This is a genomic window from Rosistilla carotiformis, from assembly GCF_007753095.1.
GTDB lineage: Bacteria > Planctomycetota > Planctomycetia > Pirellulales > Pirellulaceae > Rosistilla > Rosistilla carotiformis.
The window spans coordinates 2,379,093-2,398,541 of the sequence record NZ_CP036348.1 but is presented as its reverse complement, the minus strand read 5'-3'; the positions used below and the strand labels follow the sequence as shown (position 1 = coordinate 2,398,541).

Sequence of the window (19,449 nt, the reverse complement as noted above, 5' to 3'; positions counted from 1 at the left end):
TTATCCTCTTCCCGGTCGCTTCTTATTTCACCGTTCATTAAAGGACCGCTCGCAACATGCCTTCGGCCTTGTCCCACGTCTCCTGTTCCTCTTGCTCCGGTTTGCTGCGCGATGTGATCCCGCCGCCGACGGGCATCTGCAGCCAGCCGTCGCGGCAGGTGACGGTGCGGATCAAGATGTTCAAGTCGCCGCGGCCGCCGGTCGAAAGGTAGCCGAGCGATCCGCAATAGGGACCGCGGGCTGTCGGTTCCAGTTCGGCGATGATCTGCATCGCGCGGACCTTCGGAGCTCCGGTGATCGATCCGCCGGGAAAGCTGGCTCTCAACAGATCGACCACGTCGACATCGTCTCGCAGCCTGCCGTGGACGCGCGAGACCAAGTGCTGGACGCATTCATATTGTTCCAGTTCGCAGAGCCCCGCGACGTCGATCGAATCGTCGTTGCAGACCCGCGACAGATCGTTTCGCATCAGATCGACGATCATCACGTTTTCGGCGCGATCCTTGAGACTGGACAGCAGTTGCGCACCAAGTTGTTGATCGACCGCGGCGTCGCCGGTCCGCGGGCAGGTTCCCTTGATCGGTCGAGTCTCGACGAAGCGGTCGTCGATTTGCAGGAACCGCTCCGGCGAAGCGCTGACAACTTGCCAATCACCGCCGTCAAAATAGCCGGCAAATGGAGCGGCGTTTCGCGATCGCATCCGCAGGTAAGCGGCAACCGCTCCGTGCTGGTCGGGGTACAACAATCGCTGGGCGAGGTTGACTTGAAAGGCATCGCCGCGGCGGATGTAGTCGATCACGTCGCCGACTGCGGTGCGAAATTCACCGGGGGCGAAGTTGCTGGTCAGCGAAGGGTCGATCGGCGTGCGGAACTGCGGCGCGAGCGCGTCGTGCGCCCGCGGAGCGGATCGGGGCGGTCGCGGCATCGCCGTCGGCGTGCATCCCAGCCACCATTGGATCTGTTGCATCCGTCGCGCGGCGGCGATGCGTCGCCGATCGGGATCGGTCTCGGGCCAACCTTGGCTGATGATCCAGCCGCAGTTCTGTTGGTGATCGACCGCGATCGTCCAATCGTAAAGGCCCAGGCAGAGCGGTGGTGTCGGAAGGTCGTTGAACCGCGGTGCGGGGATCGGTTCGAGCAAGCGGCCCAGTTCGTAGCCCAGGACGCCGGCGAGGCCTCCTTGGAAGGGAGGCAGTCCCGGCGCGGCAGATTGGCTGAGCAAGGGGATGAATTTTTGCAGCTTGGCCAGCGGATCGTCGTCGTCGTCGGTGGCCGATACGATTTCGATCGGATCGGCGGTGAGGAACGAATACCGGCCCAGATCGGGCATCGGTTTGGCGCTGTCCAACCAGAGGCAATGGGGCAGATGGCACAGCCGCAGGAAGACCTCGCGGAGATCGGTTTGCGGCGGCAGTGGTGCGATCAACGGGCAATCCCCCGCCGACGTGAAGTCGGGCGTGGCGGGGTGCAGGTCGGCGGGCGTGGGGATCACCATCTACAGCAAGTCGGTAGGGAGAACCAGCGACGCGGGCGTTCGCTGGCGGTGGGAAATCAAGCTTCGACAGCAGTCAACGATTCTTGCCCCATCACGGGTTCAACCGCTGGCAAATTGCCAGCGACCCGCGTCTCCTGCCACTTGCACCCCAGCATCACACAATTGATTCCCGAACCAATGCCGAGCAGCCCGATTCGTTGGTCGGGTTGAACATGTTGGTATTGGCCCGCCGCGGCCAGCGCCAGCGGCAACGCGACCGAACCGGTGTTGCCCAACCATGGGAAGACGGCGGTGTCATTTTCCGGGGGCAGACTCAGCGTTTCCAACATCAGCGCGCGATGGCGTCCGCCCACTTGATGGCAGATCGTACGATCGATGTCGGCGCGATCCCATTTGGCATCGGCAAGCAGTTTCTCGAACCCGGCGGCTCCGGCGGCAACTCCGGCGGCCAAAAGGCGTTCGGAATCGGTATCCATCAACGGCGCCATGTTCGCGCCAGCTGAATCGGTGTCGCTGCGGCAGAGGTTATGTCCGTCGGTGGCGGCGTGCGAAACGGCGTGTTCCAGCCGCGAGCCCCCTTGGCTAATCCGGCGGTGGGTCAGCAGCACGGCACAGCTGCCCGAACCGATCGTCAGCGAAGCGAAAGCCGGTTTGACCGTCTTGCGCGTGATCGATTCATCGGTGTTCAGATTGTTGATCGTCGCTTCCAACAGCGGACGGCTGTTCTCGGTCCCGACGACGATTCCGGCTTCGATCGCTCCCTGTTCGATCAGGGTCGCGATTTGCACGATCCCGTTGAGCAGACCGAGGCAGGCGTTGGAGACGTCATAGACCCAGCAATTTGGCGAAAGGCCAGCGCCGTGATGGACGCGCGACGCCGTGGCGGGTTCTAGAAAGTCGCGGCAGACGCTGGCGTGGATCAGGCATCCGACGCGGGCGGGATCGATTCCGGCGGCGGAGATCGCCGACTTGCAGCTCTCGATACTCGGACCGCTGGGCAACGTGCCGGCGGGCCAAACGCGGCGCTGGGCGATCGAACTCATCAATTCCAGGCGGCCTTCGGGCAGACGCAGCCGGCTGTAGAGCGGTTCCAAGCGGCGTTCGATCTCGTCGCTAGTCCAAACTTCTTCGGGCAAATGGACTCCCAGCGATTCGATGCAGACGTTTTCAAATTGCAATGGAAGCCTCGTCGTGCGGGTGGTTGCGGCGGATTCAGGCCCGGGGCGAACGGAATCGGTCCCGGAAAAAGCTGGTCTCACGCTGAAATGGACGTGTCTTTGGGACGCTCAAACGAAGCGCACGGCGACAGATCCGTCCGTGAAGGAATCTAAGATACCGCATATGGCAGGCGTTGGTAAAGCTGCGAAACGGTCAGGAGCCAGGGGGCGACAAAACGCCCGAACGGCTCTGCGGACCAGGTAAACAATGCTAGCAAGGGTTTGCTAGCACAACGGGTAGTAGCAGCAAATGGGACCGGGCGTCAAATGTAGAAACTGCTTGCCATTGCGAAAATGCCCGATACAGTTCCTCCCGTCAGATGACGTGTCGCCCGTGACACGTCGCAAGACCCTTCGCCCTATCCAGAGATGGAACTTTCGATTCGCGATTGAGACACCGGCCGCAAACGCGGCGACACGGTTGGACCCACAACCGTCGATGTGATGATCAGACGATCGATTGGAAAGAGGGTAGCGAAAATATTCGGATGACGCCGAATGTCGCTGCCCGACGCCGATCGACCGACGCTAGCGGCAAATGCTGCTGAAGACCCAGACTATTTAAATCATCACCGTCGCTGCAAGAGCAAGCTGCAAGCAATTGCGAAAAACGTTTTGGAAGACGCGAAGAAATTCATTAACGTTCACTCTGGAGAGGATTTTCAGATGACGTCTACTCGACCACTTATCGGCATCAACACCGACTTCCGCCCCGCACAACAACGCACTCCAGCCTACATCTACTTGGCTGCTGGTTACTACGAAAACATTCAAGCCGCTGGCGGCATTCCGGTTATCCTGCCACCTAGCGACGACGTCGATGCCATTCATGCTGCGATGGATCGCCTGGATGGATTTGTCTTGATCGGTGGTCAAGATTTGGACCCACGCAACGACGGCTATATGTTGCACCACAGCATGAAACTGATGCATTCGAATCGCGAGACCTTCGATCGGATCGTCGTCAACGAAATCACCGAACGCCGGATGCCTGTGTTGGGAATCGGAGCGGGGATGCAGTTGTTGAACATTGTTCAAGGTGGCAACTTGTTCTACGACATCGCTGAAGACCTACCGAACGCGGTTCCCCACCGCGATCACCAAGACCCACTGCACCGCCACAGCTTGGTCGTCGAATCGGATTCGTTGGTTGGCCGCGTTTATGGCGACGGTGAGATCCGTGTTGCCAGCCGCCATCACATGGCGATCGACGAAGTTGCCCCTGGCTTCCGCGTGACCGCTCGCTGCCCCGATGGCGTGATCGAAGCGATCGAGAGCGAGATGATGGATTGGTTCGCCATCGGCACCCAATTCCATCCCGAATGCGAAGCCGCATCGGCACTGGACATTCGAATTTTTGAAGAGTTTGTCGATGGCGTGAAAGAACGTCAGACGGGCGACCTGCGATTGGTTGCTTAATAAGGTAAGGACGTCGGGAGATTTTTCACCCGATAACAGAATTTGCCCACCGGATAAGGATTATCCGGCTGGTCACCATGGTTGGCGCGCTTGGCGTGCCACGCGGCAAGGATGCTGCGTCATGGTGGACCGGGCGACTGCGAAGAGATTGATTTAGACATCGGCTGACCTCAGGGGCATGGATGCTTTGCTGGGTTGCCGTTTGTCCGATTGACACGCAGCGGATCGAACGCGGTACGATGATGGACTAGACGACCGCTCGATCCTTTTCTGTTGAAGGGCCTCTCCACGTGAAGAACTTCAGTATCGTACCGACCGACGACGAACTCGCTTCGGTACCACGCGACTTGCGTTTCTACCGCGTCAACAACGACGCCCCGACGGTTTTAACCGGCGACCAGATCGACCGCTTTAATCGCGATGGCTACGTCGCGCCGCTGCCGATCTATAGCGATTCGGAGATCTCCGGCATTCGCAGCTACTTCGACGACCTGTTGGCTCGCGTCACCGCGGCGGGGGGCAACAGTTATTCGATCAGTTCGGCCCACCTGAAATACGGTCCGGTCTACGACATCCTGAAGGATCCGCGGATCGTCGATTGTGTCAGCGATCTGTTGGGCGAAAACGTGATCGGTTGGGGATCACACTTCTTCTGCAAGATGCCACACGACGGCAAATCGGTCGCCTGGCATCAAGACGCCAGTTACTGGCCGCTGTCTCCATCGAAAGCGGTCACCGTTTGGTTGGCGATCGACGACGCGGACGAAGAGAATGCCTGCATGCGGTTTATCGCCGGTTCGCACCACGTCGGCCACCTGACTTATCGCCCCAGCGATTCGGCGGAGCACAACGTGCTGAATCAGACGATCGACAACCCGGAGCAATACGGTTCGGTCGTCTACAATCCGCTGCCGGCTGGTAGCGCATCGATCCACAGCGATCTGCTGCTGCACGGTTCCAAGGCGAACGATTCGGATCGCCGCCGCTGCGCCCTGACACTCCGCTACTGCAGCGCCGACGTTCATGCAGCTCTCGACTGGAACCAAAAGGGAGTCCAAGTCCGCGGAACCGATCCGTCGGGCCACTGGTCGAACCTCGCGCGTCCGGCGGAGAGCTGATCGAACTGGTTGCGTTCGCGAATGCGAGAAGCCTGTCCCGATGAAGCGTCTCTCGTGTCGTCGCGTTGCGACTCGCGAGATTGCGGGCGCGAAGATTCCTGGGACTCCCGTCCTGGCAGTTATACGTAAGTCATTGTGAGTTGTCGCGACCGAACGCTTGCCAGGCCAGCGAGAAGTCTTTCGTTCGTCGCAGGCCGTTCCACATCGCATTCATCCGAGTCCGGGCCGCAGGCTCGGCCATTTGCATAGCCCAGGCCATCGGCCTGGGTTCTAGTGGCGATGATTGACATGGTTGGGCTGTAGGCCCCGTCGATTGTCACCACCTACCCCGGGGCGTTGCCCCTTCGCCCGTTGTGAAATGAAACCGGGCGCCGTCGGTTGATACCCAGCCCTGCAGGCTGGGCTATGCAAATTGCTGGACCTTCGGCCCACGCCAGGCCTGTGAGGAATGTTCCTGTCCCTTTCGCCGTTGTCGGCGACTTGCGTATAAGTGACAGGACTCCCGTCCCAGGCTTTTGCATGCCGTCGCTTTGCGACTCGTGCAACTTGGGGCTTCTTCTAAGACTGCCTCGCCTTGTTCCGTGGCGGACTTCGAGGAAAACGCTAAGAGACGCTTTCGTTTTCCTGGTCGACCTCAGGCGGGCCGATTGGGTCGCGTTGTTCGCGTTTTTGCAGGTACATCTTGATTGGGACTTCCGAAAACGGCAGGTTGTCGCGCAAGACGCTCAGCAGGAAACGGCGGTAGTCGGGAGCAAAGCCCTTGGGGTCGTTGCACATCAGCACGATCGTCGGCGGTTCGGTCGAGACCTGGGTCGCGTAATAGATCTTCGGTCGACGGTTTTGGAACATCGGCGGTTCTTGGTGCTCGATCGCCGCTTGCACGATTCGGTTCAGCCTTCCGGTGCTGGTCCGCTCGCGAGCCTGTTTGAATAGCATTTGCGAATGGTTCAGCAGGGCCTTGATGTTTTTGCCGGTCTGCCCGGTGATAAACGCGATCGGTGCGTATTGCATCGTGGGGAATTGCGACCGCAGGTATTTGACCCAGCGTTCGGTTGGCATCTCGTCGTGGTAGAGGTCCCACTTGTTGACGACAAAGACGCACGGTTTGTATTCGTCGGCGATGTAGCCGACCAATTGCTTGTCGACCTTGCTGATCTTTTCGCTGGCGTCGAAGAACATCAACGTCACATCGGCCCGGCGGATGCTGCGTTGAGCCCGGTGCATGCCGTAATAATCGAGGTCGGTCCGGACGCTGCGGCGGCGGCGCAGACCGGGAGTATCGATCGCGGTGAATTGATGGCCATCGAGTTCGAAGTTGACGTCGACGCTGTCGCGGGTCGTGCCGGCAACCTCGCTGACGATCATTCGTTTGGCTTGCGCCAGCGAATTGACGAACGTGCTTTTGCCGACGTTACGGCGGCCGACGATCGCAAATTTCATGTGCGCGTCGACAGCCCGATCGCTGCTTGGCGGCAAGCGATCGACGATCAATTGCATCAGTTCGTCGCGGTGCCGCTTCTGTTCGGCGCTGACACAAATCAAATGCCCTCGCCCCAGCTTGTGGAACTCCTCGGCCGAGATGTCCAAATTGTCGTGGTCAGCTTTGTTGGCCAACAGGACGATCGGGCGGTCGACGCTACGGAGCCGTTCGGCGACCAGAGAGTCCAGCGGCATCAGCCCGGTGCGGATATCGACGACAAACAGAATCACGTCGGCCATGGCGATCGCGACTTCGATCTGAGCTTCGACATCGGCCGTCAGGTCGTCCGAATCGACGACTCCCATCCCGCCGGTATCGATCAATTCGAAGAAGTTTCCTTCGTGTTCGATCAGCGTCGTCATGCGATCCCGCGTCACCCCTTCGTAATCGTCGACGATGGCGATACGGCGGCCGGCTAGCCAGTTGAAAATACTGCTCTTGCCGACGTTGGGACGTCCGACAATCGCGACTTTGGGCATCGACATGGGTGATAGCTAACGAGGGGAGACGCAAGAAAAAACGATACAACCTTTTAGAATCCGCTGCCGATGTCGATCAATCAATCCCAAATCGCGTTGGCGGTGGGCGAATGCGTGAAAATTGGCCCCTGGTTCGGCTATATTTGACGTCCTGCCCGTTCTCATCCTCGATCACTCGGTCATCAGCCCCCAAAAGGGAGTTTTTTTTGGCTGCTCCACGCTCCGCACGTTTCTGCTGTTCCCTGGCGTTTGTCGCCGCCATCGCGTTGTTTTCCCCCGGCCATTGGGCGTCCGCGGCCGATGCGATCTGGTACCTTCCGCCGGCGGCCAGTTCGGTCGGCCAGACCGGTTGGTTGCCCCAGCCGCTGCGAAAATTGAGCGGCACGATCGAGTCGTTCCAACAGGGCAAATTGCAGATCGTCGTCGCCGATCGCTCGTCGGCCGAAGGGCTCGCCCGGCGGGAGTTGGACGACGACCGGATCGTTTGGATTCAGGTCGATTGGTCGGGGGAGGGAGCCGAGGTCCAGCAGGCCTTTGAAGACTTCAACAACCGGCAGTTCGCAGCCTGTTTGAAACCGATGGGTGAATATGTCAAACGAGCCAAGCCGCGATGGCGTCAATTGATCGCTTACGGTTACCTGATGCATGCCGCCGCGGCTGTCGATAAGCATTCGGCGGCATTGGCGATCGCCGCAGGATTCCACGCCGCGGCGCCACCATCGTGTTTGTACAGTCTGCTGCCGATCGCGTGGTCTCGTCCGCCGATCAACGCTGCCCGCGACCAAGCGGCGGTGGCGGGGCTTCAGCACGCCGACCCCGCGGTTCGCGTGATCGCGGCCAGTTGGCTGCTGACGGGAACGAATCGGCAGCGAGCCGATGCTGTCTTGGCGCGGGCCAGCAATGATCCCACCGATCCGCTGTTGGCGCGACTGGCCGATGCGATCCGCTGGCGAACCGCCGCCGGGCCGGAGGTCGCTGCGTCGCTTGCGACTTGGGAGCGAAAGGTCGACCAGTTGCCGATCGGGGTGCAAGCGGGACCGATGACCGCGATCGCCGATCGATTGCAAGCGAGCGGTCGCGGAGAGGAAGCACTCGCGTGGTGGCTGAGCGTCGCCGAGCTGGGGAAACAGCCCGGCGATCTTGCCTACGAAGCAGCTGCCAAGGCGCGGCAGCTGATGGAAACGATGGCCGAACAGGCCGCGGCGGATCAGTCCAACAAGTGAACCAACAGTCCGCTGCGAAGCTTCGGTTCGAACCAAGTGCTCTTCGGAGGCATGATCTCATCGGCGTCCGAAACGCCCATCAACTGCTCGATCGACGTCGGGTACATCGAGATCGCACAGGCCCACGCGCCCGAATCGACGCGAGTTTCCAAAGCCTTGGTGCCGCGGATGCCGCCGACAAAATCGATTCGCGGATCGGTGCGGACGTCTTCGATACCGAAGATCGGTTGCAGGACGCGTTGTTCCAGCAGCGCCACGTCGAGCGAATCGATCGGATGGTTGTGATCGATCGAATCGGCGGGCAGTGTCAATCGGTACCACGATCCGCCCAGGTAGAAGCAGAACGAACCGGCGGTAGGCGGCACGGGATCGGTGATCGGTTCAAACGTGCCCAACTGCCCCAGTTTCTCGCGGACCTGTTCGACCGATTGGCCGTTGAGGTCTTTGAGGACGCGGTTGTACGACAAGATGTTCAATTGGCTGGCGGGGAACAGAACCGTCAGGAACCAATTGTATTCTTCGTCGCCGGTGTGGTTGGGGTTGTTGTCGCGGCGTTCGGCTCCGGCTCGCCAAGCACTGGCGGCGCGGTGATGTCCGTCGGCGACATAGAACTTAGGAACGGCGGACAATGCGGAAACGTAATCGGCCGCATTGTCGATCTTCCAGACGGTGTGTTGAACGCCATCGGCCGCGGTGAAGTCATACAGCGGCGCGTCGGTGATCGCGGTTTCGACCATCGCGTTGGTCTTGCTGTCGTCGCGGTAGGTCAAGAAGACCGGACCGGTGTGAGCGCCCAAGGTGAGGACGTGACGCGTGCGGTCGTCCTCTTTTGCTTTGCGTGTTTTTTCGTGCTTTAAGATTAGGTTATTTTCGTAATCTTCGACGTGGCAGCAGCAGACGACGCCGACTTGGCTGTTGCCATTCATGACCTGGCGGTACAGGAAGATCGCGTCCCCTTCGTCCTGTTGCAGGACGTTATCGCGGAGAAAACGCTGCAGGTTGTCGGATGCTTTGGCGTAGATCGCGTCGTCGTAGGGATTCGTATCGGCCGGCAGATCGATGTCGGGACGAACGATGTGCAGGAACGAATCGGGATTTCCAGCGGCCAATTCAACCGCTTCGTCGCGGTCGCACACGTCGTAGGGGACCGAGGCGACTTTAGCTGCGTTGTCGGCTTGGGGACGCAACGCGCGGAAGGCTTTAATTCGTGGCATCGTGTTGGACTTCTTTAAAAGGAAGATTCAGTCGGTGAGGGGCGGATTCCTGGTCCGATGCTGCGGCGGCTGTTGGACACGAGCCGGCCAGGAGGCAATCCGAATGCGCAGAAGGGGGGCATCGCGGAATTGCCCGGCGTTTGTCGGACGCTCGGAAAAGGCGAAGCCTAGCCGACTTTCCGCGGCGAACAAAGCCCCGGCGATAGCAAACCGCTGTGCAGAAAGGATCGGGAAATGGTCAAGTTGTGCGGGTTGTCGGACCGATAACGATTCTAACGCGTAATTTGTGCGAGCCAAGACTTTGGCGGAACCCCGTTGGTGTCTACCGCCGAAACTTCCAAGAGATTCAACGATGCCTCGAAAGAACCCATCCCACTTGCTCGAACTGGTTGGTTGCCTGTCGCTGGCGGCCATGATCTTGGTCGGTTCGACTGGCTGCCAAGTTAGTGTCGCCGGGCAAACCCTGCCAAGTGCCTACTACCTGGACGACGATGTGCAATACTTCCCATCGGGTCCGGAATTTAAGCTACCGCGTGAAGCGGCGGCATTGCGAGCAGCTCGAGCCGAAGAGAAGCTTCGCGGCCAATAGTCCCGGAAGGACGGATCGACAGCGAACGCCAATATCGAAGGCGTTCGTTGACATTCGATACCGTCACGCGGACTTCGACGCATGAGATTGCGTCAGCGGAATAAATTCGCTGCCGCCACTGCCTTGCGCTACGATTAGGTGCCGTCAAAGAAGAAGTCGTAACGTTCGGCTTTGACGTTGGAAGTGGCCACGCATTTGTGGTTGGCAATAAACAGCGGTGCGAAAAACGCATTCTTGTTGTACTGCACCTCGACCTTGACGGCGATCTTCTCGGTCGCCGACGACAGCGCCTGGCCATCGTTCACCGTCACGGTGACTCCCTTGGCACCGATCGCGTCCAACAAGCCCTTGGCCGTGTCGATAGCATCTTGAGCCGTTGCCCCCGAAACCATCGCGGCACGTGCCCCATAGTAGGCACTATTCTGGGCGGTATTGCGAATCAGATTCAGCCGAGAGAATTCGATGCAGGTGAAAAGCACCAAGAACAGCGTGTTCGCGACGACTGCGAATTCGACCATCGCCGCTCCACGACGATCCTGCCAACGACGATTGCCAAAGCGGCGTCTGCGGCGGTCGGTCGGAATGGTTGGATGTGATCGATTCATGAAAGCAAAGCCCGTCTATTTATAAATGGCGAACGAACGACTCGCGCGTCTCCGCGTCAATCGAGGTTGGCGTACTCTTTCCGCATCCAAACAAACGACTCGATATTCCCACTGGTAAACAACTTTGCCGGCGATAGAACGTTCCCGCTGGCCGGGACGCGAACCCGGACCCGGCAATGCTCCAAGGTCTCCGCGGAATTAAATCCACCACTGGTGGGGCTGTTGGTCCTTTGGATCTGCACGACGTCGGAATTGCTGTATTGAATCCCGCGTTCATTCAAAATTTCTTTCACCCGAGCGGTCGCCAACTCATTGGTTCCACCACGGGCGATTCCAACGCGTGCCCCTTCATAAGCCGCGATTGACAGCGATTCTTTTAAGAACATCACCGAGCAAACGTCGATTGTGGCGACGGTCAACGTGATCAGCACGGGAAGGCAGATCGCCATCTCCACGACCGCGGCGCCTTGTCGGTTCGATTTTCTCAGTTTGGTTGTCACGGCTGGAGGTCCAAATAAATCCATCGGGAGCGCTGACGGAAAATACAACTCCCTCATTGCGAACCTTAGTTTTCAATTCGAATCGCGAACGTCGATTTCACTGCAAGATCGGGCCGCCACAACGGAGGTCGGTTCCGATTGAGACGGTTCTTCGAATCAAACGCGAAGAACGCCCTCACAGGCAAAGCAAAGCGAGCCCTCACTACGGGTGGAAAGATCGCCACAATATATTTGGATGTTTTTTCTCGGTTTTACAAACTCACCAATTGCATTGAGGTGCCAGGAGCCCCCATAATCACGCGATAATGGCACCGTACACTTCAAGGGGGGACAGATTATGAGCGTTGAGACATCCAACAGCATGGAACCGAAGAAAGCATCGCGAACTCGCAGCTACATTCTTTACGGTGTATTGGGAGTGCTGATCGTTGCGATTGCTTATGACTACAAAGTGGCACGGGTGGGCGTCGAGAAGGCCTACAACGATTTGGTCGTCCTGAATATTGACGTCAACGCCGACCCTGACAACAAAGTCACCCCCGAATTGGTTGCCCAAACCCTTGGCAAGAATCCGTCAAAAACGTTCGACGACATGAACGACTTGGTGGAGGTTTACAGCTGGCGCGGCGGTCTGTTCTTTAAGACTCACAAGCTCTATGTCGCCTACCGACGCACTCCGTTGGGGACGCTGATGTCGCGAACCTCCAAGTTCAATTACGACGCGCATGCCGAAGTCTATGAAGAGGTGTATGCCCAAGCGGAACGCTATGCCAAAGCGGTTGCCGAACACCGCCGAAGGATCGAATCCGATCCAGACTATGTGTATCCAGAACCGGGCATGGAAGAACCGCGCGAACCAACCCCACCTCAAGAACTTCCAAACGAGCAAGTGTTGGCAACTCCGGTCGCGAGTGCCCAAGTGCTAGCGACGCCCACCAAGCTGGCGTTGAACGAATAGTTGCTGTCGGGCAACGCTCCCCCCTCCACTTTGCCTTAGCGGTTGATTCTTCCGCACTTCTTTCCCGCTGCAATCTTGCAACGTTCGTTCACTGCCACGGCGGCGCAGTGAACGACGCTTCGGCGGAAGCGAAAAAATCTGCTCCTCTGCGCGAACTTCGGGTTTAACTTATTGCCAAAGCGCCCCCCGAGAGGTTGAATGGTGCAAGGGTGCTAGCAACCGATGCCTCGGTATTGTTCTGCACCGCATCCTGCCCCCGATCTGATCGAACGACGCTCGTCGCAACGCACGTGGTTTAACCCAAAGGCTGGCTTTGCCGCCCAAGCTTTTCTGTTAGAGGCCCTGCAGTCGATCGATCGGCTTTGGTCAGCCCACCTTGCGTTGTCGCCTCCGCCCTTCCTTCCCGGCGACACGCTCACCCATCCTTCGACCGCAATTGAGGTGAACGTGAATTCCAGTGAGCGATCTACGGATCTCCAGGACAGTCCGGTTCAATACGACACGTCGTATCTGAACTCGTTGCGAGAATTGAAGTTTGTCGGCTGCATCGGCCTGACCGCTTTGGCTTGGACGCTGATCTACAGCGGATGGAAAGGTTATTCCGGCGACTCCGAGACGGTGGCAGTCACCCTGGGAATGCCCTCTTGGATTTTTTGGGGGATCACGATTCCCTGGTGCGCCACCTCGTTGGCGACGTTGTTCTTCGCGCTGTTCGTCCTGCGTGAAGATGACGACGACTTGCTGGAGCAGGAACCGCAAATGCAAACCAACAGCTCGGAGGATGCGTCGTGAACCTTTCCGCATTGCAAGTCTTCGCGGTCACCGAAACCGGCACACCGATTGCCGCCCTGGTGACATTCATCCTCTATTCGGTAGCGGTCGTTCTGTTGGCCGTTGCCAGCCAGGTCGTTCTGCAGAAACGAGCGTTCTTGCAGGAATATTTCCTGGGCAGCCGCAATCTTGGCTGGATCGCCTTTACGTTGACGTTTGCCGCCACCAGCGCATCGGCCGGTTCGTTTGGTGGCTTCCCAGCGAAAATTTACAACCACGGTTGGGTGTTGGGGTTGTGGATCGCTGGCTACATGGCGGTCCCCTTGGTCTCGCTAGGCCTGTTGGGAAAACGACTGAACCGGATCTCCAAAGAAACGGGATCGATCACGATGCCCGAAATGATTGGGCTCCGTTTTCCCGGTTATGCGGTTCGCGGTCTGGCGACGGCGATGATCGTGGTGTTGATGAGTATCTATCTCGTCCCTCAGTTCAAAATGGCGGGCGTGATCCTGCAGTCGCTGCTGCATGATTTTGTCTTCTGGCAAACCGCCGCCGGATATGTCCAGCAACTCACCAGCGACATCCCAATCCTGCAAGCCGATGACCCGGGTTACCTGTTGGGATTGTTTGTCTTCTCGTCGATGGTAATTGTCTACACGTCGCTCGGTGGATTTCGGGCGGTCGTTTGGACCGATGTGCTGCAAGGCATCGTGATGCTGTTTGGCGTGTTGGGCTTGTTGATTCTGGTCCTCTCACAGGTGGGAGGGCTGACGAAAGCAACCCAAACGTTGTCAAAGATGGAGCCACCGCACCTGGGGATGGTTCAATTTACCGCGTCGTCTGCGAGCGATTCCGCGACGCGGGTGCCGATGGATACCTGGTTCGAAGTCGCACCCGACCGCCTGTTTCGCACCAACGCAGCAGCCTACATCGATTCCGAAACGGGGCGTTCCGCGGCGATCAAGACCGTCGAAATCGTGGGGGTCGACGAAAAACAGCGGATCCGCCAGGACCTGCTGAAGGGATCGGTGCCGCCGCTACCCGCGGGACTAACCGTCGAATTGGACGACTTCCACCCCTATGCGTATGGCGCGGGAAAGCCGGGCGTTTATACCACAGCACCGGGGCCGAGCGCGCGATCGAGCGCGGGTTTCATGCCTCTGTCGCTAGCCTTTTCGTTCTTCCTGTTTTGGTCGATCGGTGGATCAGGACAGCCGAGCAATATGGTTCGACAGATGAGTTTTGATCGCGTGCGGACGTTGAAGCGATCGATGATTTTCTTGACCTTCTACTTCGGCGCGATCTATTTCCCCCTGGTCTTGATCTTTGTCTGTGGCCGCGTCTTGGTACCGGGCTTGGACCAAGATCCCGATCGGATCATGGCCGCGCTCTCGCTGACAGCGGCTTCGGCGGCCGATGTGCCCTGGCTGGCGGGCCTGCTGATCGCCGCTCCGTTTGCTGCCGCGATGTCGACCGTCGATAGCTTCATGCTAATGATCTCGTCATCGTTGGTCCGCGATATTTATCAACCGATGGTCAAGGGGGATGTTTCGGATCGGACCGTCAAGATGCTCAGCTACGGTTGCACCTTTTCGGTCGGCACGATCGTGATGTTGGTTGCGATCAGCCCTCCCAAGTTCCTCCAGGACCTTGTCGTCTTCACCTCCGGTGGACTCTCCTCTTCGTTTTTGATCCCCGTCTTCCTGGGCGTCTATTGGCCACGCTTCAATTCGTTTGGCGCAGTTTGCGGGATGCTGTCCGGCTTCTTCACGTTCATGTCGATGTATGGCATCGGGTACCTGATGTATGGAAGTCTTCGCGCGTTCGAACCACTGTCGTTTGATCCGATGATCGTCGGCGTGTTGGGATCGGTGATCGGCGCCGTCGTCGGGTGCCTGATAACTCCTCCGCCGCCGCGAAGCATCGTTCAGGCTTTCTTTGGTGCCAAGCAGCCGACCGCGATTGCCGCCGATGGAGTCGACGCGGGCTAAGCACCCGCCGTGGAAACGAAAAAAGCCCGGCGCGATTGCGCCGGGCTCCACAGATCCAAGACCTGTGGTCTCCACCCCCATGGAAATTGTGATGTCGCCAGTGGTTTTTGAAGGCCCGCGAGTGAGGATGTTCTCGCGGGCCGGTACCAGCCTGGACGACTCGTTCGATCAAGATCGATAAGGATTCGACGTGGTGCCACCGGTTGTCTGGTAGCTAGCCGGTGCGATTGACGATCGTGGTTTGGAATCCATCGCCGACGTCGTGGGACGTGGGCTCGGTGCCGCGTTGTTACTCAACGGTGGGTTGATGCTGTCGAATTCGGCTTCACCCGGCAGCACTTCCATCGGCATCGATTCCTCGTAATAAATCTCGCCACCTTCGTTCCCCATGACCGTCTCGTGATCCATCATCACGTTGCTGACGTTCTTCTTCACAGGGCCTTGGCGGACAACGCCTGGACGTGTGTAGCCGTAGTTCAGGAAGTAGCTAGCGTCGCGTTCACGAGCACGTTCCAACGCATCCCAATACGCCTTGTCGTTCCATGGCCCTTCGTTGAGGCAGATGTTGTTGTAATCCAGCAGGGTGCCCTTGAGGTAATGGACGTAAGCGATCGATTTGTTGTATTCGCACAGTGAGCGGTAGTATTCGATTTGAGCCAAGGCCCGACGTTGTTGACTTTGCAGGACGACGTTGACCTGCGATTTGCCACCTTCGTATTCCGCCAACCGAGCGCGAACTTCGCGTTCTGCGGCAGCCCAGCGTTGGAAGCTGTTGTGGATCAGGTCGTAGTGAACTCGCAGCTTTCCAACCGCGTCGCTCAATTGATGCACCATCGCCAATTCCTTCTCCTGCAAGAACGCTTCGTCGCGTCGCAGTTGCAGTTGGGCATTGCGGACACGAGCCTTCTCGCGACGCGATCCAATCGCTGGTGGTGTGAACTCCAATCGTGCTCCGATCTCGGTGTGATCGCCTTCGGTAAAATCAGCCAGGGCAGAGTTCGGAAAATCGTTGCCTGGAATGTTTCCACCGTCGCGGCTCGATGGCCCCAGGGTGTCGCCGACGCCGACCCAACGGGCCGAGAACGAAACGTTCAGGTCGGGAAGCATCTGGTTCTTGGCGATCAAGCATTCGAGTTCACGTTGTTTGATGCGGATCTTCTGTGCACGCAATTCAGGACTGCGGTAGAGGGCTTCGGCAGTCAATTCATGCCAGTCGAACTTGACGGCAGCCAGCGACGGTTCGTCGATCGGGCGTGCCAGGCGTCCATCGGTCGAGGCGATCCCCATCAAGTTGCGGAGTTCGCGTTCGCGGCCGTAGACACCAAACGGGTCGTTACCGGGAAGGTTGGTTCCCGCCAAGGCGATCGTCAATTGAGCGCTGAAGGCGAAGAACTGTTCTTCGGCTTGAGCGACGTCTTGAGCCGTTCCCGAACCACTTTCCAAGTTCAATTGTGCGAAGCGAGCGGTCGCTTGAGCACTATCGCGGGCGATCTGTGTTGTTTCGACATTGCGATAGGCACAATAAAGTTCCCAGTAAGCGTTCTCGACGTCAGCAACCAAGTTGCGGACCAGCGATTCAAATTCGGTCAACGAACTGTCTTCATTTAAACTGGCCAGGACCACGGGGATCCGGTTAACCATCGTGCCTCGGTTTCGCATCAAAGGATGTTGGACCTGGGCTTCCAGTACGACGGTGTAGTCGCTGGGAACCAGACGGCCAAGGTTGCCAGTGATTCCGGCTGGAATGTTATTGCGTGAATAGATGATCTGTTCGCGAAGGGTCGCGACGCCACCGGTGGCTGTCCGCTTGGACAATGCCAACTGTTGCGTGCTGTCCCAACCGCGGAACTGCTGAGGATTAAAGACGTTGTTGGCTCCGACGTTTCGAGGCCGATCGGTCGTGTCGTAGCTCAAGAAGCCGCTCATTTGAGCGTCAAATTCAGCCAACGCGTCTTCCACGCCGCCAACCTGTGTCGATCGGATCGCACCACGAGGCAGCGTGCGGTTGCCGTTGCTATCAACGGTCAAAGGCAGCGACTGGGTGGTCGATGATTGAATCGCAGGATCGAAGGACGAGCCCAACCCGTCAGGCGAACCGCTCAGAATCTGAGCCGCCGTGTTCTGACGTTGTTGCGCGGTACCCGATACCGTGCGAAGGATCTTGCTGTTGTTCAGTGCGATCGAAACGCACTCTTCCAACGTCACATCCCAGAACTCGTATTCGTGATTGTCGACCGTCAGCGGGGCCTTGGCTTGCAAGACGTCCTCTAAGCTGGGCAGTTCGACATCCGGATACTCGATCGCGGTGGCGGTGTCCAAGTAGTGCGAAAGATCGCCGTCCTCGTGCAGGTAGAACGGTTGTGTCGGAGTACGACAACCCGTTGCCATGACGATCAGCGCGATCTGCAGATAGACTGCGTATTGATAAAATTTGCGATACATCCGTCTCGGTTTCCTCTGATGGGTCACGCCCCAGCTCCACTAACTGGTTGACGCAACAATCCCTGGAAACCCCCCTCGACACCCCGACCCCAAAGCTGGGCGTACTCGTGTCGCTACAATCCTTATCGTCAGCCCAACCGTTAAACTTTGACACTTCACGCCAGAATCGAAGATTTTCTTTTCAATTCGACTCATGCCAGGCAAAACGCTCGTTTCTTGAATCCAATCGCATCCGCTAGCAATCCCCAGCATCCGTCTCTCCTTGGCAATCCTCCCCCATTCACGGGGGCCACGCGGGGCAATTGGCGCTCGGTCGATCGGTTGTCATGCTGAATGGCGGCGACCGGCGTCCGCACGCCCCTGGTTCGTTCCCTTGTCACAACCGCAGGCAGACTTTATCGATGTCCTCTTCCGATTGGCCGCAGCTCCGCTGGAAACTGACGACGCTGTTGGGAGTCCTATTTTGGATCGGATGCCTGGTGGCGATCGCGATCGCCGCGCGAAGTCGCGCCGCCGAAGCGTCCCGCGTAACCGAAATCGCGACGCACCTCTTTCGTCGCAGTGAATCCTTTCCGATTCAATTGCCCAACGGACCGCTGCGGCATGGCGACGCCGTATTTGCTGTCGACGCGAGTGGCCAGTGGAGTCAGGTCGGCCATGCAACCTCCAGCGCCGAATCAGACCCCCAGCCGACGGCGGTCATCCAGTGGTACGGCCCGCAGCCGGCATCGCATTACGAATTCATCTATTGTCGCAATCGCGGCACCCTAGCCGAAGCGGTGGAGATCTTGCTGCCGTCCGATCGCCGAACGGCCATTTTAAATAGGATCGCCGCAGCGCAACGGCTGCACGGCCCCGAACTGACCGAAGCGTTCAAACCGGTGATCGAACAGACGCTGCGGGAAAGCGTCCCCGTGATCGAACAAGCGCTTGTTCAAGCGGTTCGCGCCCACCAAGCGGAGATCGATGCGATCGGCAAACGTTTCGAAGCGGAATTGATCAACGACCGCGTTGTACCGCTGGTCCGCAGTGAATTGCTACCAATCGTCCGAGCCCATGGCGAACCGGTGGCCACCGAGATCGGCCAAGAGATCTGGGACCGTGCGTCGCTGTTTCGGTTTGGTTGGCGGATCATGTACGACAAATCGCCGCTCCCGCAACGCGACCTCAGCCAACGCGAATGGGAGCGTTTTATGGAACAGGAGGCGATTCCAGTCTTTGAATCGCACGTCGACGCCATTGTCACTGCCGTGAAGGACATTTTGCGAGACGTCGTTAAAAACGAAGCGGTTCGCAAAGAGGTCACCCTGGTTTTGCAAGAGGTCGCCAGCGACGCGCAATTGCAGGCATTGGCCGGTTCGATCGTTCGCGACGCAATCGTGGAGAATCAAGCGTTACGGCAGGTCTGGTCTCGAAACTGGAGCACCGATCGAGCGCAAGCGGCGATGCAATTGGCCAACGAACGGCTGGAACCGTTGGTCCGCGAGATCGGCGACGAGATCTTTGGGACACCAGAGACGGGGATCAGTCCCGAATTTGCCCGAGTCTTGCGGAACCAAATCCTCAACAAAGACCGCCGCTGGATCGAAGCCGCGGTTTTGCCCGCGCCGCGCGATAAAGACCAGCCGGCAGTCGCCAAGACCGACGGTCAATCGCACGTCTATCCACTGCTCTTCTTCGCCCAGGAAACCTGATCTGCCGAACAGCCGGATAAGTGCAAAACAATTCCGTCCGCGAAGCCACGTAACGTGATCTCAACTTGGATGCGGGGTGACCTGAACTCAAAGCCAAGCGAGTCGTAATCGCCGGACACGAGTTCTGGCTAACTTTTTGATGTAATCCTACGTTGCGTTCGACATGCACCAACTTTAGCTCACGCAGGTTTTCGCCAAACGCTAGTGCCCCTGCAGTGAATAGCGAGACGCCGTGTGACGCGAAAACCAGAGAT

General features: G+C 58.4%; 15 protein-coding genes. 8 read left to right on the top strand and 7 right to left on the bottom strand.

What is annotated here, in order from left to right; translation table 11 throughout:
• Window positions 1–37: 37 nt before the first annotated feature.
• The gene (locus Poly24_RS08865) at window positions 38–1,495 is read right to left on the bottom strand and encodes an anthranilate synthase component I family protein (protein WP_145093499.1); all 1,458 of its coding nucleotides are present in this window, start codon (window positions 1,493–1,495) and stop codon (window positions 38–40) included.
• A gap of 56 nt (window positions 1,496–1,551) precedes the next feature.
• Complete coding sequence (locus Poly24_RS08860) at window positions 1,552–2,673, bottom strand: 3-oxoacyl-ACP synthase III (protein ID WP_145093496.1); 1,122 nt, start codon at window positions 2,671–2,673, stop codon at window positions 1,552–1,554.
• 705 nt (window positions 2,674–3,378) lie between these two features.
• Here Poly24_RS08860 and Poly24_RS08855 point away from each other — a divergent pair.
• On the top strand, window positions 3,379–4,131 hold the full coding sequence (locus tag Poly24_RS08855) for a gamma-glutamyl-gamma-aminobutyrate hydrolase family protein (RefSeq protein WP_145093493.1): 753 nt from the start codon (window positions 3,379–3,381) through the stop codon (window positions 4,129–4,131).
• Between the two features lie 290 nt (window positions 4,132–4,421).
• Window positions 4,422–5,249, top strand: coding sequence for a phytanoyl-CoA dioxygenase family protein (locus tag Poly24_RS08850; protein ID WP_145093490.1), 828 nt, complete (start codon window positions 4,422–4,424; stop codon window positions 5,247–5,249).
• Between the two features lie 603 nt (window positions 5,250–5,852).
• On the opposite strand, the gene der is transcribed toward Poly24_RS08850, so the two are convergent.
• Entirely contained in the window at window positions 5,853–7,214 is a 1,362-nt protein-coding gene (gene der / locus Poly24_RS08845; RefSeq protein ID WP_145093485.1) for a ribosome biogenesis GTPase Der, read from the bottom strand.
• 200 nt (window positions 7,215–7,414) lie between these two features.
• On the opposite strand from der, the gene Poly24_RS08840 reads away from it, so the two are divergent.
• Window positions 7,415–8,431, top strand: a complete 1,017-nt coding sequence (locus tag Poly24_RS08840; RefSeq protein WP_145093481.1) for a hypothetical protein — start codon at window positions 7,415–7,417, stop codon at window positions 8,429–8,431.
• Here Poly24_RS08840 and Poly24_RS08835 read toward each other — a convergent pair.
• The gene (locus Poly24_RS08835) at window positions 8,416–9,645 is read right to left on the bottom strand and encodes a DUF1015 domain-containing protein (protein ID WP_145093477.1); all 1,230 of its coding nucleotides are present in this window, start codon (window positions 9,643–9,645) and stop codon (window positions 8,416–8,418) included. The two genes, Poly24_RS08840 and Poly24_RS08835, sit on opposite strands and share 16 nt — an antisense overlap.
• Window positions 9,646–9,997: 352 nt before the next feature.
• Between Poly24_RS08835 and Poly24_RS08830 the strand changes: the two genes are divergently transcribed.
• Window positions 9,998–10,234 (top strand): hypothetical protein, encoded by a 237-nt coding sequence (locus tag Poly24_RS08830; RefSeq protein ID WP_145093474.1) that lies wholly within the window; start codon window positions 9,998–10,000, stop codon window positions 10,232–10,234.
• 134 nt (window positions 10,235–10,368) lie between these two features.
• On the opposite strand, the gene Poly24_RS08825 is transcribed toward Poly24_RS08830, so the two are convergent.
• Both Poly24_RS08825 and Poly24_RS08820 read right to left on the bottom strand, forming a co-directional pair.
• On the bottom strand, window positions 10,369–10,839 hold the full coding sequence (locus tag Poly24_RS08825) for a TadE/TadG family type IV pilus assembly protein (protein WP_145093471.1): 471 nt from the start codon (window positions 10,837–10,839) through the stop codon (window positions 10,369–10,371).
• Window positions 10,840–10,895: 56 nt separating this feature from the next.
• The gene (locus tag Poly24_RS08820; protein ID WP_197452433.1) at window positions 10,896–11,339 is read right to left on the bottom strand and encodes a TadE family protein; all 444 of its coding nucleotides are present in this window, start codon (window positions 11,337–11,339) and stop codon (window positions 10,896–10,898) included.
• A gap of 337 nt (window positions 11,340–11,676) precedes the next feature.
• Between Poly24_RS08820 and Poly24_RS08815 the strand changes: the two genes are divergently transcribed.
• From Poly24_RS08815 to Poly24_RS08805, 3 genes are all read left to right on the top strand, one after another.
• Entirely contained in the window at window positions 11,677–12,297 is a 621-nt protein-coding gene (locus tag Poly24_RS08815) for a hypothetical protein (protein ID WP_145093466.1), read from the top strand.
• Between the two features lie 222 nt (window positions 12,298–12,519).
• Entirely contained in the window at window positions 12,520–13,089 is a 570-nt protein-coding gene (locus Poly24_RS08810) for a glutathione S-transferase family protein (RefSeq protein ID WP_145093463.1), read from the top strand.
• On the top strand, window positions 13,086–15,059 hold the full coding sequence (locus Poly24_RS08805) for a sodium:solute symporter family transporter (protein WP_145093460.1): 1,974 nt from the start codon (window positions 13,086–13,088) through the stop codon (window positions 15,057–15,059). The genes Poly24_RS08810 and Poly24_RS08805 overlap by 4 nt, the downstream gene beginning before the upstream one ends.
• A gap of 168 nt (window positions 15,060–15,227) precedes the next feature.
• Here Poly24_RS08805 and Poly24_RS08800 read toward each other — a convergent pair whose 3' ends face one another.
• On the bottom strand, window positions 15,228–17,501 hold the full coding sequence (locus Poly24_RS08800; RefSeq protein ID WP_145093457.1) for a TolC family protein: 2,274 nt from the start codon (window positions 17,499–17,501) through the stop codon (window positions 15,228–15,230).
• Between the two features lie 401 nt (window positions 17,502–17,902).
• Between Poly24_RS08800 and Poly24_RS08795 the strand changes: the two genes are divergently transcribed.
• On the top strand, window positions 17,903–19,195 hold the full coding sequence (locus Poly24_RS08795) for a hypothetical protein (protein ID WP_145093454.1): 1,293 nt from the start codon (window positions 17,903–17,905) through the stop codon (window positions 19,193–19,195).
• The last annotated feature ends 254 nt before the right edge of the window (window positions 19,196–19,449 follow it).